The organism is Paenibacillus sp. FSL R5-0517, assembly GCF_037974355.1.
Classification (GTDB): Bacteria; Bacillota; Bacilli; order Paenibacillales; family Paenibacillaceae; genus Paenibacillus.
The window spans coordinates 2336470-2352612 of the sequence record NZ_CP150235.1 but is presented as its reverse complement, the minus strand read 5'-3'; the positions used below and the strand labels follow the sequence as shown (position 1 = coordinate 2352612).

The 16143-nt window shown below is 44.0% G+C and carries 19 protein-coding genes; 2 read left to right on the top strand and 17 right to left on the bottom strand.

Going from position 1 to position 16143, the window contains the following annotated elements; genetic code table 11:
- Positions 1–1122: 1122 nt before the first annotated feature.
- The 14 genes from MKX40_RS10560 to MKX40_RS10495 all read right to left on the bottom strand — a co-directional run bounded on the left by MKX40_RS10560 (position 1123) and on the right by MKX40_RS10495 (position 9981).
- Positions 1123–1500, bottom strand: coding sequence for a hypothetical protein (locus tag MKX40_RS10560; RefSeq protein ID WP_339241379.1), 378 nt, complete (start codon positions 1498–1500; stop codon positions 1123–1125).
- Positions 1454–1804: a hypothetical protein gene (locus MKX40_RS10555; RefSeq protein ID WP_339241376.1), complete on the bottom strand. Its 351-nt coding sequence runs from the start codon at positions 1802–1804 to the stop codon at positions 1454–1456. The genes MKX40_RS10560 and MKX40_RS10555 overlap by 47 nt, the downstream gene beginning before the upstream one ends.
- On the bottom strand, positions 1801–1989 hold the full coding sequence (locus MKX40_RS10550) for a hypothetical protein (RefSeq protein ID WP_339241374.1): 189 nt from the start codon (positions 1987–1989) through the stop codon (positions 1801–1803). The genes MKX40_RS10555 and MKX40_RS10550 overlap by 4 nt, the downstream gene beginning before the upstream one ends.
- Entirely contained in the window at positions 1967–2134 is a 168-nt protein-coding gene (locus MKX40_RS10545) for a hypothetical protein (protein WP_339241373.1), read from the bottom strand. The genes MKX40_RS10550 and MKX40_RS10545 overlap by 23 nt, the downstream gene beginning before the upstream one ends.
- 12 nt (positions 2135–2146) lie before the next feature.
- Positions 2147–2446 carry a hypothetical protein gene (locus tag MKX40_RS10540; protein ID WP_339241370.1) on the bottom strand — a complete coding sequence of 100 codons (300 nt, stop codon included), beginning with the start codon at positions 2444–2446 and terminating at the stop codon, positions 2147–2149.
- Between the two features lie 290 nt (positions 2447–2736).
- The gene (locus tag MKX40_RS10535) at positions 2737–3696 is read right to left on the bottom strand and encodes a DUF3102 domain-containing protein (protein ID WP_339241368.1); all 960 of its coding nucleotides are present in this window, start codon (positions 3694–3696) and stop codon (positions 2737–2739) included.
- Positions 3693–5234, bottom strand: coding sequence for a PcfJ domain-containing protein (locus MKX40_RS10530; protein ID WP_339241366.1), 1542 nt, complete (start codon positions 5232–5234; stop codon positions 3693–3695). Before MKX40_RS10530 ends, MKX40_RS10535 begins: the two co-directional genes overlap by 4 nt.
- 16 nt (positions 5235–5250) lie before the next feature.
- The gene (locus MKX40_RS10525; protein ID WP_339241363.1) at positions 5251–6129 is read right to left on the bottom strand and encodes a hypothetical protein; all 879 of its coding nucleotides are present in this window, start codon (positions 6127–6129) and stop codon (positions 5251–5253) included.
- Complete coding sequence (locus MKX40_RS10520; RefSeq protein ID WP_339241362.1) at positions 6129–7136, bottom strand: hypothetical protein; 1008 nt, start codon at positions 7134–7136, stop codon at positions 6129–6131. The genes MKX40_RS10525 and MKX40_RS10520 overlap by 1 nt, the downstream gene beginning before the upstream one ends.
- A gap of 253 nt (positions 7137–7389) precedes the next feature.
- Positions 7390–7773: a hypothetical protein gene (locus MKX40_RS10515; protein WP_339241359.1), complete on the bottom strand. Its 384-nt coding sequence runs from the start codon at positions 7771–7773 to the stop codon at positions 7390–7392.
- Positions 7766–8215 (bottom strand): hypothetical protein, encoded by a 450-nt coding sequence (locus MKX40_RS10510; protein WP_339241357.1) that lies wholly within the window; start codon positions 8213–8215, stop codon positions 7766–7768. The genes MKX40_RS10515 and MKX40_RS10510 overlap by 8 nt, the downstream gene beginning before the upstream one ends.
- Before the next feature lie 95 nt (positions 8216–8310).
- The gene (locus MKX40_RS10505) at positions 8311–8619 is read right to left on the bottom strand and encodes a hypothetical protein (protein WP_339241355.1); all 309 of its coding nucleotides are present in this window, start codon (positions 8617–8619) and stop codon (positions 8311–8313) included.
- Between the two features lie 455 nt (positions 8620–9074).
- Complete coding sequence (locus MKX40_RS10500) at positions 9075–9206, bottom strand: hypothetical protein (RefSeq protein WP_339241353.1); 132 nt, start codon at positions 9204–9206, stop codon at positions 9075–9077.
- Between the two features lie 556 nt (positions 9207–9762).
- Positions 9763–9981, bottom strand: a complete 219-nt coding sequence (locus MKX40_RS10495; RefSeq protein ID WP_339243013.1) for a helix-turn-helix transcriptional regulator — start codon at positions 9979–9981, stop codon at positions 9763–9765.
- Between the two features lie 103 nt (positions 9982–10084).
- Between MKX40_RS10495 and MKX40_RS10490 the strand changes: the two genes are divergently transcribed.
- Together MKX40_RS10490 and MKX40_RS10485 are read left to right on the top strand one after the other, a co-directional pair.
- On the top strand, positions 10085–10741 hold the full coding sequence (locus tag MKX40_RS10490; RefSeq protein ID WP_339243011.1) for a S24 family peptidase: 657 nt from the start codon (positions 10085–10087) through the stop codon (positions 10739–10741).
- The gene (locus MKX40_RS10485; RefSeq protein WP_339241351.1) at positions 10734–12353 is read left to right on the top strand and encodes a recombinase family protein; all 1620 of its coding nucleotides are present in this window, start codon (positions 10734–10736) and stop codon (positions 12351–12353) included. The genes MKX40_RS10490 and MKX40_RS10485 overlap by 8 nt, the downstream gene beginning before the upstream one ends.
- Here MKX40_RS10485 and MKX40_RS10480 read toward each other — a convergent pair.
- From MKX40_RS10480 to MKX40_RS10470, 3 genes are read right to left on the bottom strand one after another with little or no spacing between them, the layout of a single operon-like run.
- Positions 12347–13153, bottom strand: a complete 807-nt coding sequence (locus tag MKX40_RS10480; protein WP_339241349.1) for an alpha/beta fold hydrolase — start codon at positions 13151–13153, stop codon at positions 12347–12349. The genes MKX40_RS10485 and MKX40_RS10480 overlap by 7 nt on opposite strands.
- 36 nt (positions 13154–13189) lie before the next feature.
- Positions 13190–14899 (bottom strand): ATP-binding protein, encoded by a 1710-nt coding sequence (locus MKX40_RS10475; RefSeq protein ID WP_339243009.1) that lies wholly within the window; start codon positions 14897–14899, stop codon positions 13190–13192.
- 15 nt (positions 14900–14914) lie between these two features.
- On the bottom strand, positions 14915–16003 hold the full coding sequence (locus tag MKX40_RS10470) for a cobalamin-dependent protein (RefSeq protein ID WP_339241346.1): 1089 nt from the start codon (positions 16001–16003) through the stop codon (positions 14915–14917).
- Between the last annotated feature and the right edge of the window lie 140 nt (positions 16004–16143).

Genomic DNA, 16143 nt, shown 5'->3' with positions numbered 1-16143 from the left:
CCTCTACATTTAACAGGCTGTAACTTAGATATGTATGGTATAGGCGGCTCTTTAATAGCTACAAAGCGCGGACTTCTAATCAATGAGCCTGCCACCACCTTTGGACATCCTCAAAACCTCCCTTCATATTTACAAGCGCTTGGGATTACACAAAAAAATAAGCCACCCGCTGTTGGATGACTTAAAAAAAGGATATGGAGAAAACACCGTAGTTGGCCTTGCCGGGACCTGCCCCCAGACTGCTGCTACCCAGACCATGATGCAGGCCCGTTAAGAGCCTGCTATATATTTATCCGTATTTCCATATCCCGCCCGGATGAAGCGGTCCGGGGCATCGAACCCCGCCTCACACTGCACCCTTGACGATCCACGTCTAAGGAACGCCTTCCCACAGCGCAGCCGAGTCCGCTGCGATAACGGGCAGGCACACCGGGGAAGAATTTTCCTTCCCTATGTGCCTAGTGTAAGTCCGAACCACAGACGTTGTGCCGACTCACTACAGACGTACTACAGACGCTAAAACCACACTGATTCAAACTAAGGTTTAATTTGTTTTATATAACAGTTTCTTGCAACAATTACTGGAAGATATTATACTATCAGATGTGACAACAAATTAAGTTAAAAAATGAAGAAGGAAGGTGTATCCAAATTGGTTTATGAAAATATTGTGTCGTCTGATCAAGCGAAAGCTTGTCAAACAGTATCGGATCACTAAAGGACATTAGATTTACTTCAAGCAGGGGTAAATCGCCAGTTTCTCTTCTCATTTCCTTGATTTGTTCGTTCACACTTTTCTGTTAGGTAAAAATAGTAGGATGATGCTTTTTCTCACGTTATCCTTTGCATTTCTGGGGAGTGACTGTCAGTTACTCCCCAGACCTGGGCATCTGCCCTTGTAAAACAATGTAGAGGATGATGATAATGAGAAACTGGCAACAACCTGCTTACTTTTACCTGGTGGTGTACCTAGAATTCACGCTTGAGTATTTTCTCTCAACGCTGGGATTTGGATGGGCATCATTTAGCTTTGCTCTGTTGTGTTACTTACATAGTAGACTTAGCGAATAGGAACTGAGAAAACCAAAGGGGTAGGCCACCCCTTTGGTTTTTTTGGTTTGATTAGATAGCTCCGATTAATTTAAGCGTTTCAGCAACAGATCCTATCCCTCGGACAATTCGCCTGTCAACTGATCTGTCAGTTATACTTTGAAACCGATTAACTGTACCCCAGCGCGGAAACCCTCGAAGGAATCTATATTCCATCACCTTTCTAACACCATCATCTTGAATGAGATTCACAGCCATTTCCACAGCATCTGCTTTTTGCTGATACTCAATTTTAACCAGTTCCTCCTTTTCAGAAAGTAGTGAACGGGCATCTAATGCATTGGCCGTCTGTCTCATACGTACATATCGTTTCAACATGCTGAGAGCTGCTTCATAGTCCGTCTTATCCGCTCTTGGAAATAACTCCATTTGGATGATCACCGCCCCCATGCTCTGCACCTTCCCCCGATTCATTTACTAGCCTGTCATTCTCCACGAACAATAACGTGCATCTCTTTTGCCAGTATTCAACACTCCGACGAAGCGATTCTATTTCTTCTTGCTGGATCTCCGCATGTCGGATAAACTCTTTGTCTTGACTGTACATAGCCTCTCTGTTGCTATCTGCCAAAGCTTTATACTTTTCCAGCTGCAGGAGGACCGCACAAAATAGTTCATAGTCTGATTCATCAAAGTATTTCTTCGCCAGACCGTCTATTTTGGCCTGTGCTGCCTCTAATGTCGGTTGGGTCATTTTGCCACCGCCTCAGACTTTTGCAACTTCTTGTACACGGCCTCAGGGATCTGAGTAATGATTAGATCTCGCTGGGCACGTTTCTTATCTGCTATATCGGCAATGGCTCGGGCTGGATGGCTGCTTTCGAACAGCTCAACCAATTCCCCCGCCAACTCACTTTTAAAATATCTGATTCTCGCCATGGTGTTCCCCTCCATCACACATTGTTACATGTTCAAAATACAAATCCGAGTCATCCAGCTCTTCGTCATCGATGCGGGTTATGGTGAACATCTGGCAACATACCGGGCATTCTACTGTATCACCCAATTCAAACTCTGTAGGCATGACAGCAACCCCTTACCATTCATTCCGCGCACGAACTTTATTCAACTCAGCCTGTGTCAGTATCACAGATACCGGCTCGTAATTATCCTTGATTGACTGGACATCGTTATTGAGTGGCAAATGAGTTATGAAAATAAAGAAGTTCTTAATGTCTTGCTCTCCTGGTTCAGCAAGATCCGGACGGATGATCATCATGGCATCGGACAAAACCTCTGTATCCAGATTTACGTCTGACCAGTCACCGCAATCCATACCGTCACACAGGTACCGTCCTGCCTTGCCCTTTGCCTTGAATGCTATTGCTTTGATCATGTATATCACCCCTTATATGGTTCGGTAGGCAGTGGTTTAGTATTTCGAGAGACCCACGCAAACGCCCGTGTACGCCTCCATGAATCCTCTATCAGATATGACACCCCTTTGGGTACGAAAACGTCAGGGGCTACCCTCAGCATCCCGCAGGTTGTGCGGATCTCCCTGTGATGTGCAATGTCCGTATCAACAGAGACAACAAGTTTGATCCGCTCTACCTCGCATCCTGATCTGATCAGGGGGATTAATGCCCGTTCTATCTTCACTACCTCAGCGGGGGATGGGTCCTTTCAAGCTAGATGCTCATTCATCCTTCCGATCAAGCCCGTTACAGCCCCTTTATACTTAACGTGCAATTCGGAATCTGTCTTTTCCACCACTTCCAAGGATTTCAGCAAGTTGTCAAAGGCATCACTCAAGTTCTTGAAATGAGCTTTGAATATAGCAGCCTCTTCCCCCGTCCCCTGGGCAACCTTCTTCCGGAGTTCAGCCAATTCAGCCTCAATCTCTGCCGGAACCTTCTCAACAATCGCCGGAACATCAATAGGCTTCGCTTTCAGTTCCTGTTCGAGCTGCTTAATCTGTGCCAATGATGCAGCATGTTGCTGTTGTGCTTCCTCAAGAGCTTCTTGGAGCGCAGCAGCTTGTCCATCATCCTCACCAGATTCAGCCTTAGCGGCGGCCGCTGATGCTTCCTCTGCTTGGGCTTGGAGCCGTTCAACAATCAATGCATGGTCCGCCTGCTGTGTCTCCAGCTTCTCCCGTAACTTGCGTTCCTTCTCCATTGCTTTCTGAACCTTCTCAACTTCCTTCTCCGCAGCTTTCTGGGCTTTTTCGGCATCTTTACGGGCCTTAACTGCCTCAGCCAGTTCACGGGTAGACATGCTGTCCACATCGTTCTCCTGAACAAATGCCTCGCGTTCCTCAGCAGGAATACCAAGTAAGGCTACTGCCTGCGTATAGCTCAAATTTCCAAGCGCTTGGGACTCTGCATTTTCACCGAATAGCGAAAGCTGATCTGACCCATATTCAGAGAAGATTTTCATAAGGTTATTGGCAGTGGACTGCGAGTAATCAACTGAATCGGCCAGATAATTACCCCACTCGCCATGAGGCAACATTGCTTTTGCTTCAGTCAGACGCCGACCAATCTCAATACTGTTGAACAACATGATCTTACGGGTCTGTTCCTTAATGCTGTTAATCTCAATGGCGATTGTCTCGATAGTGCGGATGGCTAATTGGCTCATACTGCTACCCCCTGATTTTTGGATTTATTCTTTTTAGCAGGCTTATCAAGCTTTTCTGACTTGAACATATCAACAAAACGTTGAACTTCCCCGTCTGGTGAGCGATGTTTAAATCCTTGAGTTTGAATGATCCGCCCAGACTTGACCTCCATGGTGTAAAAGGGCTTGTCCGGTGCTTTAATTTGACGAATTACAAATATGTTGGTCCTACCAGCGCTATAATCCTTGGCATATCCCCCAACACAATGCATCAGGCTCTTGCCCTCCTGTATAATCTCATCAGCAGAGATGACAGGACGAATGAACAAGTTTTCATGTGAGAAGTTGAATTTCTCTAAAGTGGCAGCCCGCTTCTGGATCTTCGAATTCAAAATCTCATCCGATTTATGTTCAACCAACTCCATCGTTTTTCTATGAGCATCCATTAGGTTTTTAGGAAACAAATTCCATTCCTGTGATAGATCCACTTCTAGGGTGTTACAATCGGATATATAGTCCTTCCATGAGATAAAAGCGTGCGTGGGTCCGTTACATTCAGTTGGATATTTTCTAACCTGTTTTTCTATATAGGCAATAGTGCGCCGCAAAGTAGTATATTTAACAATTCTTTTGATGCACTCGAAGCAATGTTGATACTTTTTGGCAATCTCCTGAAGCTCGGGAAGTGAAATGTTGGACTTTTCCTTGCCCACAATCTGCTGTAAACGCAACGTGAGTGGGTGAAGATCGATCTTTGATTCCTTAATTTCTCTTAGCTGTTGCTTAGAAAGCTTCAGCACTTCATTAATCTTGGTTCCGTTCCAGTTAATTGCGCCGTAGGTCCTACCCCCATATAATTTGGCTTCAACAAAATATCGCATACCCATCTTGGTGAGATATTCAATACAAGGATATTTGGAATAATGCTTGAAAAACTGAATCATGTCCCGAGCAGGGTAATGCTCCCAGGTACTAAACTGAAATGGGGTGTCCTTCACAGCCTCGGCTATGCTCTCATAAGGACAATCAATAATTGCCCACTGTGAAAATTGGCTATGCAAGGAACGGACTTCGAATTCTTCAAAAGCTCTATTCCAGTAGTGCGGCGAATACTGCACGCTCCGACCCGGTTCAAAAAGATACATAGCCTGACAGTCATACTTCGTTTCTACTTTCAAGTAATCTCCTGAATAATCTCGGGTGATATAGAACCCCCTTGCTATGATGGCATGAGAGCTGCATTCTGATTTTTCGTAATAAACCAGGTATGCATGATCGCTCAATTTCTTTCTACCACGGCCACTAGCCTTTACAATGCAAATCGATTCGCAGTTAGGGCATGTTGCTGTGTCGTTGTGTTTTAACAACGGGGACATGTATTTATGTTTACAATGAGTGCAGAAACATCCGTGCTTTCCTGACACACTACGTTTAGTGAAAATGAATCTACTGTGCTTCAGAAGAACATTTGTTACGTAATCTTGAATGTGTTGGCCAACAGTTTCAGGAAAGTGTTTTTGGAATTCCAGACGGTGTTTTTCTCTAAGCTCTTTATCCATGTGGGCTTTCACTCCTTCACAAAAATTCATCCAGAGAAGCACTGAAACGGTTCCCGGAATTATTAGTTTTAATTTCACTTACAGGTTCTACCGCCGTCTGCTCCGTTGACACTTTCCCTTTAATCCCAAAGTACTTTAAAACTATTGCATAACCTTCTGCGTCAGAAATCATCGACATACCGCCGACAGCCTTCTTTTTGGCCTGTTCTTTCATCACTTCAAGACTTTTAGCGATTGTCTTGTCGGCGTCCAATACTTTTTCTGCTTCTTCCGGATTCGCTTGGATGTGGTTGATCACGAATTTACCGACTGCTTTCACATAGGCATTACTTCCCTTGACATCCATTTCAGCTTGTAGCTTTGCTATAGCAGCTTCCATGTTCTTATCCCCTTTCGAATGGATCTCGATTTCAATAACTTGCGATATAGTCAACTGCTCCCCACCTAATCCGCAATAGGGGCACGTATGATGTGAATTAATAAATTTGGTCATGTCTTGGCCGCAGCTCAGACAGATCAGCACAGCCCCCGGCTTGATCACCCGCCGCAACCCATATCCGGCGTATGTCTGCCGCACCTCTATGGATCTCTTTTCAGCGGGGGTTATCTTGTCCAAGTCCAATTCCTCCATGGCTCTGGAGAACAGAGGAACATAACGGTACTGATCCGTGGCGTTCCGTTTGTAACAGTAGCCCGCAGGCTGTTCGAAATCCGGAACAGGAGTCCCCAGCGCCGCGCAACGGCTATACGTTAGCAAAATGTCACCGATTGGTCGGGGCATATTCCAGCGTCCGCCCATGATCCATTCACCTTTGATTTCCTCTTCGCGGGGAACAAACACGGGAATGCCGCAATTTTGTGCCTCCTGTCGGTTTAACCATCGATGATTGGACATTAGCGTTCACCCTCCTTTGCGGCCTGCATAGCTGCTGCATTACGCATCATTTCCTCAAACTCTGCATCGGATGGACCTTCATCCTTTCCGGATTCATTTGAGACAATCGGGATTTCAGCTTTATGGAACTTGCCGCCCCCGCCGCCGGAACCCTTTTTACGTTTCGCCACATCCTCACGCATCTGTAAAACCAATTTCAAAAATTGATCTCGGAACGATCTGCCTGATAAGACATTTTTTCGCCAGAAAGTACTAGTGGGAAGCCAGTTCATCACATCAAAGATAAGACGCTTGTCCTCCTGCTCATCCTCTTCGCACAGCAGCCGGAAACTATTCGCCCATGTCTGCATGTTCGAGCGTTTCACCAAATGAGCCACATTTTCAGCAGTTGCGAAGCCGTCTATTTTTTCTTTCAGGTAATTTGCCATTTTTAGGTAAGGGCTATCGGGTGCATATTCCGGAATTTTTCGCGGACTACTTTTCCCGGTTTTCCCTTTTCCACTTTTTCCCGGTTTTTTACCCGGCTTTTCCGGCTCGGTCGAATTTTCGGCGGTCGGTTTGGATTCCGGGTTTTGATCTTGATTTTGGTTTGGGTCTTCATTTTTTTGTTGTTCTGAGGTTTCTCTTTCTTTAATTAATTCTTTATCTAAATCTATATCTAATTCTTTATATACCGGGACAGGGGGTGGACGTCCTTGATCTGTCCCCGGGATGTCCTCTGGTATGTCCCCGGGGACATCAGTCTTTCCCGCTGCTTCAGCTGCCTTCTTGGCCGCAGCATTTTCACGCTGTTTCGCCTTTTTCGCAGCAGCCTTTTTCCGGCTTTCAAGAACCTGTCCACCAATATTGTGCCAGTTCAAAACCTCATATCCCTCAAGGGTTTTCCCCACATATTTGGCTTCGACTAATGCATTAAAGAACGCTTCTGGATCACCGTCATAATGTGCTGCATCGGCCAAATCAATTGGCTCGAAATTGCTTATGTCTCCATCCGGTGCCCAATCCATAGCCCACCACCAAATCATGTGTAATGAACCTACTGCACGGGGTACGTCCAGCCCTGTCAAACGACAGAATTTCTTTGTTTGGGGGTCCCTATCAGTCGCCTGATAACTCTTAATCCATAACATCTATGTTGTTCACCGCCTCCTGCAAATGGACTTACTCAGGACAGACACGAGACATCCCCAACATGTCCCCCTTCTGTCCCCTACATGTCCCCGGGGACATCCTAGGGACATCCAAGGGACAAAGAGCGTCCTATTTCCAATGTTCTTGACCCAATCCGACTGTGTAGTAAATGTAAAGTTCTGCCTGCTTGTTCACTTTCCACGCCCGACCATCGGCGGTTTCATCCACCCAGTTATGACAAGTTCCCGTAGCCGTTTTTGGACCACACAGGACAACAATATTCCACGGTGAACGTCCTGTACCGTATTGGCTTGCATTGATCATATGTGCACGTTCAAAACGGAAACGTGGTACACTGCAACCACAACGTTCACATTTCGTGTATCCAGCCTCGCTTGAGCGTCTGTATACTTCCTTATCTACTTTGGCCGTAATGGCCGTGTGCTGACCCTGAGTGAGCTTACGGCGCTTAAACTTTGGTTTAGGCGCAGGGTTATATCCGAAATCAGCCATGTACTCCGCCTCCTGTTATATGCATTTCAATCCGCACCCGTAGGCGCAACTCATAAATCTTTTCCTTCACCGAATTAAGCTCATTCTTCCAATAAGCCTTTTGCTCCAGTGCATCAGCTTCGATCATTCGCAGTTCAGCAGTTGCACGAGCAGCCGCCACTTCCTTCTCACCGCGTTTGGCCGTCGCTCTTGCCTCAGCATCAACGTTGTCACGCAATACATGTATCTTGGCGTAATCTCCATCCTTCTGAGCCGAGACACGACCCATGATCATGTGGGCATCTGTAAGTAGACGAATCTTCTCTACCATTCCGCCTGGGGAGTATTCGTCGTACTGATCAGCTTCCTCACGGAGTCGCTTAATCTGCTTAATGTACTCGCTCATCTGATCAGCACTGGTACGTGATGCGTGTAGTTCACGGAGATAATCGTTTATGTCCACGGCTTACCTCCTTGTGTTGTTATTTGAAATTTGATATGATTGCCGTAATATTTTTTGAATAGTATTAAATCAATGACTACGCGGACCAGGCGTGGTCATTTTTCATTTTGAAGTGCAACGTATTCTTTATAATGACGATCGCTACAAAACGTCAGCTTCCCCGATTGAACATAACTATCTCCACGCTCAATACGACGAAAGCACAAAGGACAATTACCAATATGACTTTTGGGCTTATTCTTGCTTTTTGATACAAGCGGACCACCTTCGGTACGTTGAATCTTATCCTCAATCTTCTTCCTATCCGCTTTCAACTTAAGCAACTGTTTTTCATCTGTTGCATCCATGATCTTTCTGCAAATTTCGTTATGTTGTTTGCGTAAATCCCGCCGTTTGTCCTTCAACTCTTTACCTCCTTATCACTGTTCTATTTTCCACTGTTCCAATACACCGTTGCATTAATGTTCCAGTACAATGTTGCTTGTCTATCGATCTCCTAAAATATGCTAAACTGTTAGTGTCCTATCGTCGTCGTATCAAGGCAGAACCCTCCGGGCGAATGGAGTGTGATGCATGTTTTTCATTTTCTTTTTTTATGATTCTGAGTTCTCCAAGCGGCTGCAATCCATCATGGAAGAACGCGGCCTAGACCATGCTGCTTTGGCTATGCTCGCCAACGTTTCACCTCTCACCGTAAGACGTTGGCTTAATGGCAAGTTCGAACCTAGACAAAGAAATTTGCTGAAAATCTCAAATGCACTTGATGTCTCTAGCGATTACCTCATAGGCAGAACCTGATTTAATACTTAGCCCGGGGGGTTCTGTCTTGATACGACTTCAGGGCGACTACTATCTCCCCTTATTCAGTCTCTTTAGTGCATTCCTCATTGATCAGACACTCAAGAGATTCATCGAACCAACTCGCTGTATCAGGATGATCAGACTGCATTTGCTGTAAGAGTTTGATTCGTAACTGCAACTGCTGATTCATGTGTCTGCCCCTCCTGTATTCCAAGATCCGTTTTTAAATCAGATATCTCTTTATCCAACCAGTCGTTTCCGGCATCCATTGTCTGCCCACTATCACGGAATGTGATAAGGCTCTGTAGATGGACCCATGCGAACCAATTTACTTCCATTTTGTCACCCTTCCCTTTGACTTTGAAAGATGTCCCATCCGATCCTTTCATACCTCTTTAAAATTTCATTAATTGCTGAAACGTCTCTGATTACAAAATCATCACAGAAATGGATTGTCGTGTTGCCAGAGTTGATGGTTTTGACTACGTTACCTTCTTGCTGTTTGCACGGAATATCCACAGAACCACCTTTGCACCCATACCCGTCTATATACAATGCCGCTTGCGCACCCACAATGTTCACCTCTTATCAAATTTAATTTGAGTTGTGGATAAAAAAACATTGTATAACAAATAAAATCAGGTCAAACCTAAAATAATAGTTGCGTAAATTTAAGTTACTGTATATAATTTTGTTTGTGAGCAATAATTATAATCAGTAGTTAAATTTAATTTGAGTTTTGGTCATTAAGAAGCTTCTGTTAAGTCGGGGAATAAGACATAAACGCTTTTTCCGAAATAGTTGCATATTTTGAAAAGTAATCGAGTTCCAGGAACGGAATTACCGTTCTCGATCTCACGCCAATGAGCCTCGGTTATTTTAAGGTCAGTTGCAACTTTACGTTGAGTCCCTTTTGCTTTACGGCAATCTTTTAATACCAAACGTTGAGTGTTTGCAGTTTCCATCAAGTGTCAACACCTCCTTGTCACTCATTATAAAACTCAAATTTAATTTTAGCAACCCTTATTTTATTAAATTTAATTTGAGTTGGAGGTTTTTGTTTTGAGTATGGGTGAAAGAATCAAAAAAATGCGCATTGCACGCGGGTATACCCAAAATCAAATGGCTGAATTTTTTGATATGAATCCAGCAAACTTTTCAAGTTATGAGAGAAATAAAAGCGTACCTCCGAGTGATAGACTAGGGAAAATCGCAGACATACTCGGCACTTCTACTGATTACTTAATTGGTAGAACTGATATTGATCTACCAATAGATCTTTTGTTAAAGGAGCATTCTTCTAACAACTTGAGAGACCATCTAACTCCTTTAGTTGGAACAATCTGTGCCGGTAACGGATTGATAGCAGAAAGTAACATTGAGGATTATGTAAGTTACCCACTCTCAAAAAAGAATAATTCTGATTTTGCGTTGACAGTGAAAGGGGATTCCATGATTGGAGCGGGAATTAACGATGGCGATATAGTTTATCTTAAAAAAGGGCGTTGGGCAGAGTATAACGGTCAAATTGTTGCTGTAGTTATAAACGGAGAGGATGGACAACTTAAACGAATGAAATGGACTGAAGGATCTCCGTACATACAACTGATACCTGAGAACCCTCGTTATGAAATTAAAGAAGTATTACCAAACGAAATTGTTGTATGTGGTTTGTATGTAGGCCATTTTAAATTTGAATCTAAGGAGGCACGTTCAAATGTATAATGCTCTATCTGAATCAGTGGATGAATATTGTCTGTATTTGAGAAAGTCTAGATCGGATATCGAAGCAGAGACGAGAGGCGAAGGCGAAACGTTAGCCAGACATGAGAAACAATTGCTCGATCTCGGGAAAAGATTAAAAATAAATATTACCTATATTTTCCGTGAAGTTGTATCCGGCGAAACAATTGACGATAGGCCAGAAGTACAGAAATTATTGCACCAAGTTGAGCTGGGAAAATGGAAGGGAGTCCTAGTTGTTGAAGTCGAACGTCTTGCCCGCGGTGACACCATAGATCAAGGCGTTGTTGCACAAGCTTTTAAGTACGCCGGAACAAAGATAATTACCCCAGCAAAAACCTATGACCCAAATAATGAATTTGACGAAGAATACTTTGAATTTGGTTTGTTTATGTCCAGACGCGAGTTCAAAACCATTAATCGCCGATTGCAGAACGGGAGAAAAACATCTGTTAGTGAAGGGAAATACATTGGTAGTGTTCCTCCATATGGATATGAAAAAATTAAATTAAAGGGATCTAAAGGTTATAGCCTTAAACCTTTAGAAGATCAAGCTAATGTAGTTAGAATGATTTATGAATTATACACAATTGGACAAGCTGACGAAAATGGCATAGTAAAAAGAGTAGGCCCCTCGCTAATCGCCAAAAAACTTAATACACTAAAAGTCCCACCTGCAAAAGGAAGTTTATGGACAAGAGACTCTGTTAGTTCCATCCTTCGTAATCCTGTTTACAACGGTAAAATAAAGTGGGGCACTCGAGCATTAAAAAAACAAAGACGCAATGGTGTTGTTAAAAAAAGTCGTCCGAGAAATTCTGAGCAAAATATTGTTTTAGTTGATGGCCTTCATGATCGTCTTGTTAGCGAAGAGACATGGAACCTAGCTAAGTCGAACTTAATTAACAAAGCTTCAAAGCCTATACCCGACCGTCACAAAGTTAAGAACCCCTTGGCTGGTCTGGCTGAATGCGCAAAATGCGGAAGGAAATTAATCCGCAAACCAAGTCAGAAACACGAGCCTCTACTGTATTGCCAAATCCCAGAATGTAAAAATGTTAGTTCTTTTTTGTCAGTTGTTGAGAAAAAGGTTGTTGAGGCCTTGGAAGTATGGTTAAAGTCTTACAAAACAAAATGGAGACAGTCTGAAATAAAAACCAAAAGTAGTACAGATTTAGAAAATTTACAAATATCAGCTTTGAAGGCTATTGAGAAGGAAATAACTGAGCTTACCAAGCAATTGAGTAATTTGCATGATTTACTTGAACAAGGCATATATTCTACGGAAACATTTTTAGATAGATCACAAAAATTGTCCCAAAGATTGGCAGCTGCACAAAAGAATAAAGCTGATATAAAGGTCTCAATCACTACCAGTAATGAAAGAAATGTTGCGAAAGAAATACTCATTCCTAAATTCGAACACGTCATTGATACCTATTACCTTACAGATGATCCCGAACTGAGAAATAATCTCTTGAAAGAAGTCTTAGAGAAATTCACGTATGAGAAAAACAAAGGAACTCGTTGGCATGGATCGCCGGATGATTTTGTTCTAAAAATTTTCCCTAAAATTCCACATCCTGATCACTGACAACATGTTGGTGCAAATGTATCCGCCTCCCCATGAATGAACAACACGGGAACGTTAACTTTGGCAAGTTGCTTGAGCGCAGAAGCCTCTTTGAAGGAATACCCTGCTTTCCACCGGGAGATCAGACTTGTGACAGGTATGAACGGAAATGCAGGCAGCTTGTATAGTTGCTTTAACTGGAACGTCAGTTCTTCTTCCACAGATGTATATGCACAATCAGACACAATCGCTTTAACCTGAGCCGGCAGGGTTTCACCACCTGTCATCAGTACGGTTGCTCCTCCCATGGATATGCCGTGCAATATGATTTCCCCTTTTGTACCCACTTTTTCAAGCACCCAGTTGCTCCACTGTACATAATCCTTACGATCTAACCAGCCAAAACCGATGATGTCACCTTCGCTCCGGCCATGACCCCGATCATCCGGCATTAACACGTTATACCCATGCTTTTCCGCATAAAATCGGGCAAAACCAGCCATTTCTCTGCCTTTCCCCGAATAACCATGTGCCAGAATCACGGTCTGATCTGACCCCTTATTGGAATTAAGCCATGTACCATGCAGTTGTAGTCCATCATACGATTGAAGGATTACCTCTTCTGTAGGCTGAGCATCCAGCCACTTCAGGTCAGAAGCACTGCTGATGATTTCATTGTCCGGCTCAGGCATCAGATTCGGATTATCCACCAAAAACGTTTTTGGCGTACGACGAATGGCGGTTTTGAAAAAATAAAGTCCACCTGTCCACAGAAGAGCAAGAAGGATCAGTACCATTACTGCAAGTACGTAGAATATCATGAACGGGTTCTACCCTCTTTCCTTATTGAGATATCATCAATCTTTACTTACTCGTTGCAGTGACGCACAGGCGGCTTGGTAGGCAGGTAACAAAGCATCCAGCAAAGGTTCTGCTTTCCGTGATTGACCTTCCTTCGCGAACTGCTCTATCTGGGCAAACAAAGTTGATAAATAACGAATCCCCAGACTCAGACTCCCTGATTTCAGATCATGGGCTACTTCAGTAGCAGCAACATGGTCGCCAGACACAATATTTCTGCGCAGCACCTCAATTTTGCCAGGTGTTTCGGTACGATACATGTCCAACAACATGCCAAGGAGTGTGCGATCGCCATCGGTGTTTAATTCCGCAATCTCATGCACGATGCTCATATTCAGTACCTCTGTCGCTTCGGAGGATTGCTGCCACTTCTGGATCATCTTACTCAGCACTTCCAGCGTGAAGGGTTTGCCAATAAAGTCGTTCATCCCGGCTTCCATACACTTGTCTTTCTCTCCCTGCATAACATTACCTGTCATTGCAATGATGGGTGTGGGATGGCGCATTTCATCCATTTCTATGGAGCGGATTTGGCGTGTTGCTTCCAAACCATCCATTAATGGCATCATATAATCCATGAGAATCAAACTGTATGTTTTGCTGTGAAAAGCTGCAACGGCCTCTTCCCCATTCACTACAGAATCCACTTGGGTTATTCCCAGCTTTTTGAGCTGCAGCATAACAAGCTGCCGGTTGATGACATTATCATCGGCCAGTAATACGGATACAGAAGCAGTTTCATCATGCATAGCCTCCCTCTGATACTCTGGAGTGGATGTAGCAGACTCATTCACGGCCTGATTAACGTGTTTTTTGCCAAGTGCAAGTTCGAACCAGAATGTTGATCCTTCACCCTCCTGACTCTCTACTCCAATCTCACCTTCCATTAGAATAACGAGTGATCTGCAAATGGATAATCCGAGTCCTGTCCCTTCATACTCTCTCGAGCGTCCTCGTTCTGTCTGCACATAGGGTTGAAATAACTGGGTCTGATCTTCTTCCGAAATACCAATCCCTGTATCTTCAACTTCAAATCGAATGAGTTGCTTGTTCACATCATCCTTACTAAGAGTGACTCGTATCTGTACAGAGCCTTCTGATGTGAATTTGTTCGCATTTTGAATGAGATTGATCAATATCTGCGTAATCCTCGTTGAATCCCCTTCAAGAAGATTGGAGATGCAGGGGTCACAGTCTACTGATAACCGATTGCCGTTCTTTCTGACTTGGGGTTCAAGCAAACGAACAATATAATTTATCGTCTCTTGCAGATCCACTTCTCCCCGTTCAAGCCGCATCTGACCCGCCTCAAGTTTGGATAGATCCAGAAGATCCTGAATCAACTTAAGTAGCAGTTTGGCAGCATCCTGTATAACGGAAACCGAAGTCTCCTGTTCTTCAGACAAGGGGGACAGCTTAAGCATCTCAGCCATCCCCAATATGCCATTTAATGGCGTGCGAAAATCATGACTGATGCCTGCAATAAATGCGTTTTTGGATTCCCCTGCATCTACTGCTTGCTGACGTGCAGCTTCAAGACTATTATTGTTCTTCGCAAGCAGACGCTGGAGTGTTACCAGTTCATTATTCATATCCGAGAACTCCGCGAGTATCCGTTCCTCTTGCTCTTTGCTCCGAATCATCTGATCCGATAACTGCTCAATCGTTCTGCGCAGCCTCTGTATCTCTCCGTTCTCAGTAGACATCACATCATCCCTCTCCTAATCCCTAACCATATCCAGATGATTGCATGTAGCTGGCTGAGCCAATAATTGTTCTGCAACCGCAACTGCTTCATCGGCTCCCGGAGCATAACCGTCGGCTCCTATCGTTTTCCACAAATCCTGATCAATGTTAAAAGGATATCCCCCGACCATAATCTTCACATGTGCCGTTGCCGGATGATGACGAATCAGTTGAATCAATTCTTTGGCCAGATGAAGGTGATACGTCATCGTAACTGAAATCGCAACAACATCACCCTGATGGCGCTCTATAGCCTCGACTACACTTCCATTAGGAACATTGGCTCCCAGATAGTGCGTATCCCAGCCTTCCATCTCGAACACATCTGTGAGCATACGCAGTCCGATCTCATGTTGTTCACTGCCTACACAGGTGGCAACCAGCCTTTTACCCTCACCCGCATGAGTCAACCAGCGAGAATAGAGACGTGAGATGAATGATTGGGTCGCTGCCGTACAAAAGTGCTCTTGCCCCACACTGATCTGATGATTCTGCCACAATCGTCCGACTTCATATTGGGTAGGCTGAAAAATATATCGATAAATGTCACGAATCGTCACCCCAGCTTCTAACTGAGCTTCAATGATCTCGAAGGCTTCTTTCCGTTTATTCTCAAGTAAACACTGCAAGTATGATTGCGCAGCATCTCCATATGGCATGGATTCGTTAATATAACCCGCCTGTGACTCCATTTGTGTCGTTCTATATATTCCCATCTCCAGATAATCGAGCAGAAGTGCCTTTGACGGATGGTCAAATTCTTCTTCCAATGCCTCTTTAATCAGGTTGAGATTAATCGCCAGGTCTTCTTGTGATACCTTGTAACCTTCAAGTAGAACTTTCAGCCAGGCAATATAATGAGTAAACAGGCCTGGACTCTGTAAGAGCGCACTTTCTGCCAAATAGTTCAAGCTATACTGAGAATCCTGTTTGGTTCGCATTTTTCCGTTCTCACCAAATCGCTCAAGTAAATCGGGCTGTCTAAGATACTGTTTCTCCGTTATTTTATCCGCTAAGTTTCCCGATTCCTGGAGTAAACGTTCTCCTGCTTCTTGATAACTCATAGATGCACCCCTCCTCTACCCGCATCACATCTCCATCATCATTCGTGACTTATCCAGAATGAGATCAATGTTAGCTAACTTGCAATCGGGATAGGTTCTTCTATTTGATCCAACCAATCCATCCATTCCGCTCTAAAAAA

Coding starts and splice junctions, on each gene's coding strand:
- MKX40_RS10525 (WP_339241363.1), bottom strand. CDS start 6,129: ATGTCCAATCATCGATGGTTAAACCGACAGGAGGCACAAAATTGCGGC.
- MKX40_RS10535 (WP_339241368.1), bottom strand. CDS start 3,696: ATGAGCCAATTAGCCATCCGCACTATCGAGACAATCGCCATTGAGATT.
- MKX40_RS10560 (WP_339241379.1), bottom strand. CDS start 1,500: ATGGGGGCGGTGATCATCCAAATGGAGTTATTTCCAAGAGCGGATAAG.
- MKX40_RS10495 (WP_339243013.1), bottom strand. CDS start 9,981: ATGGAAACTGCAAACACTCAACGTTTGGTATTAAAAGATTGCCGTAAA.
- MKX40_RS10485 (WP_339241351.1), top strand. CDS start 10,734: ATGTATAATGCTCTATCTGAATCAGTGGATGAATATTGTCTGTATTTG.
- MKX40_RS10520 (WP_339241362.1), bottom strand. CDS start 7,136: ATGGATTGGGCACCGGATGGAGACATAAGCAATTTCGAGCCAATTGAT.
- MKX40_RS10530 (WP_339241366.1), bottom strand. CDS start 5,234: ATGGATAAAGAGCTTAGAGAAAAACACCGTCTGGAATTCCAAAAACAC.
- MKX40_RS10470 (WP_339241346.1), bottom strand. CDS start 16,003: ATGAGTTATCAAGAAGCAGGAGAACGTTTACTCCAGGAATCGGGAAAC.
- MKX40_RS10480 (WP_339241349.1), bottom strand. CDS start 13,153: ATGATATTCTACGTACTTGCAGTAATGGTACTGATCCTTCTTGCTCTT.
- MKX40_RS10555 (WP_339241376.1), bottom strand. CDS start 1,804: ATGACCCAACCGACATTAGAGGCAGCACAGGCCAAAATAGACGGTCTG.
- MKX40_RS10490 (WP_339243011.1), top strand. CDS start 10,085: ATGGGTGAAAGAATCAAAAAAATGCGCATTGCACGCGGGTATACCCAA.
- MKX40_RS10540 (WP_339241370.1), bottom strand. CDS start 2,446: ATGATCAAAGCAATAGCATTCAAGGCAAAGGGCAAGGCAGGACGGTAC.
- MKX40_RS10500 (WP_339241353.1), bottom strand. CDS start 9,206: ATGAATCAGCAGTTGCAGTTACGAATCAAACTCTTACAGCAAATGCAG.
- MKX40_RS10550 (WP_339241374.1), bottom strand. CDS start 1,989: ATGGCGAGAATCAGATATTTTAAAAGTGAGTTGGCGGGGGAATTGGTT.
- MKX40_RS10515 (WP_339241359.1), bottom strand. CDS start 7,773: ATGGCTGATTTCGGATATAACCCTGCGCCTAAACCAAAGTTTAAGCGC.
- MKX40_RS10475 (WP_339243009.1), bottom strand. CDS start 14,899: ATGTCTACTGAGAACGGAGAGATACAGAGGCTGCGCAGAACGATTGAG.
- MKX40_RS10545 (WP_339241373.1), bottom strand. CDS start 2,134: ATGCCTACAGAGTTTGAATTGGGTGATACAGTAGAATGCCCGGTATGT.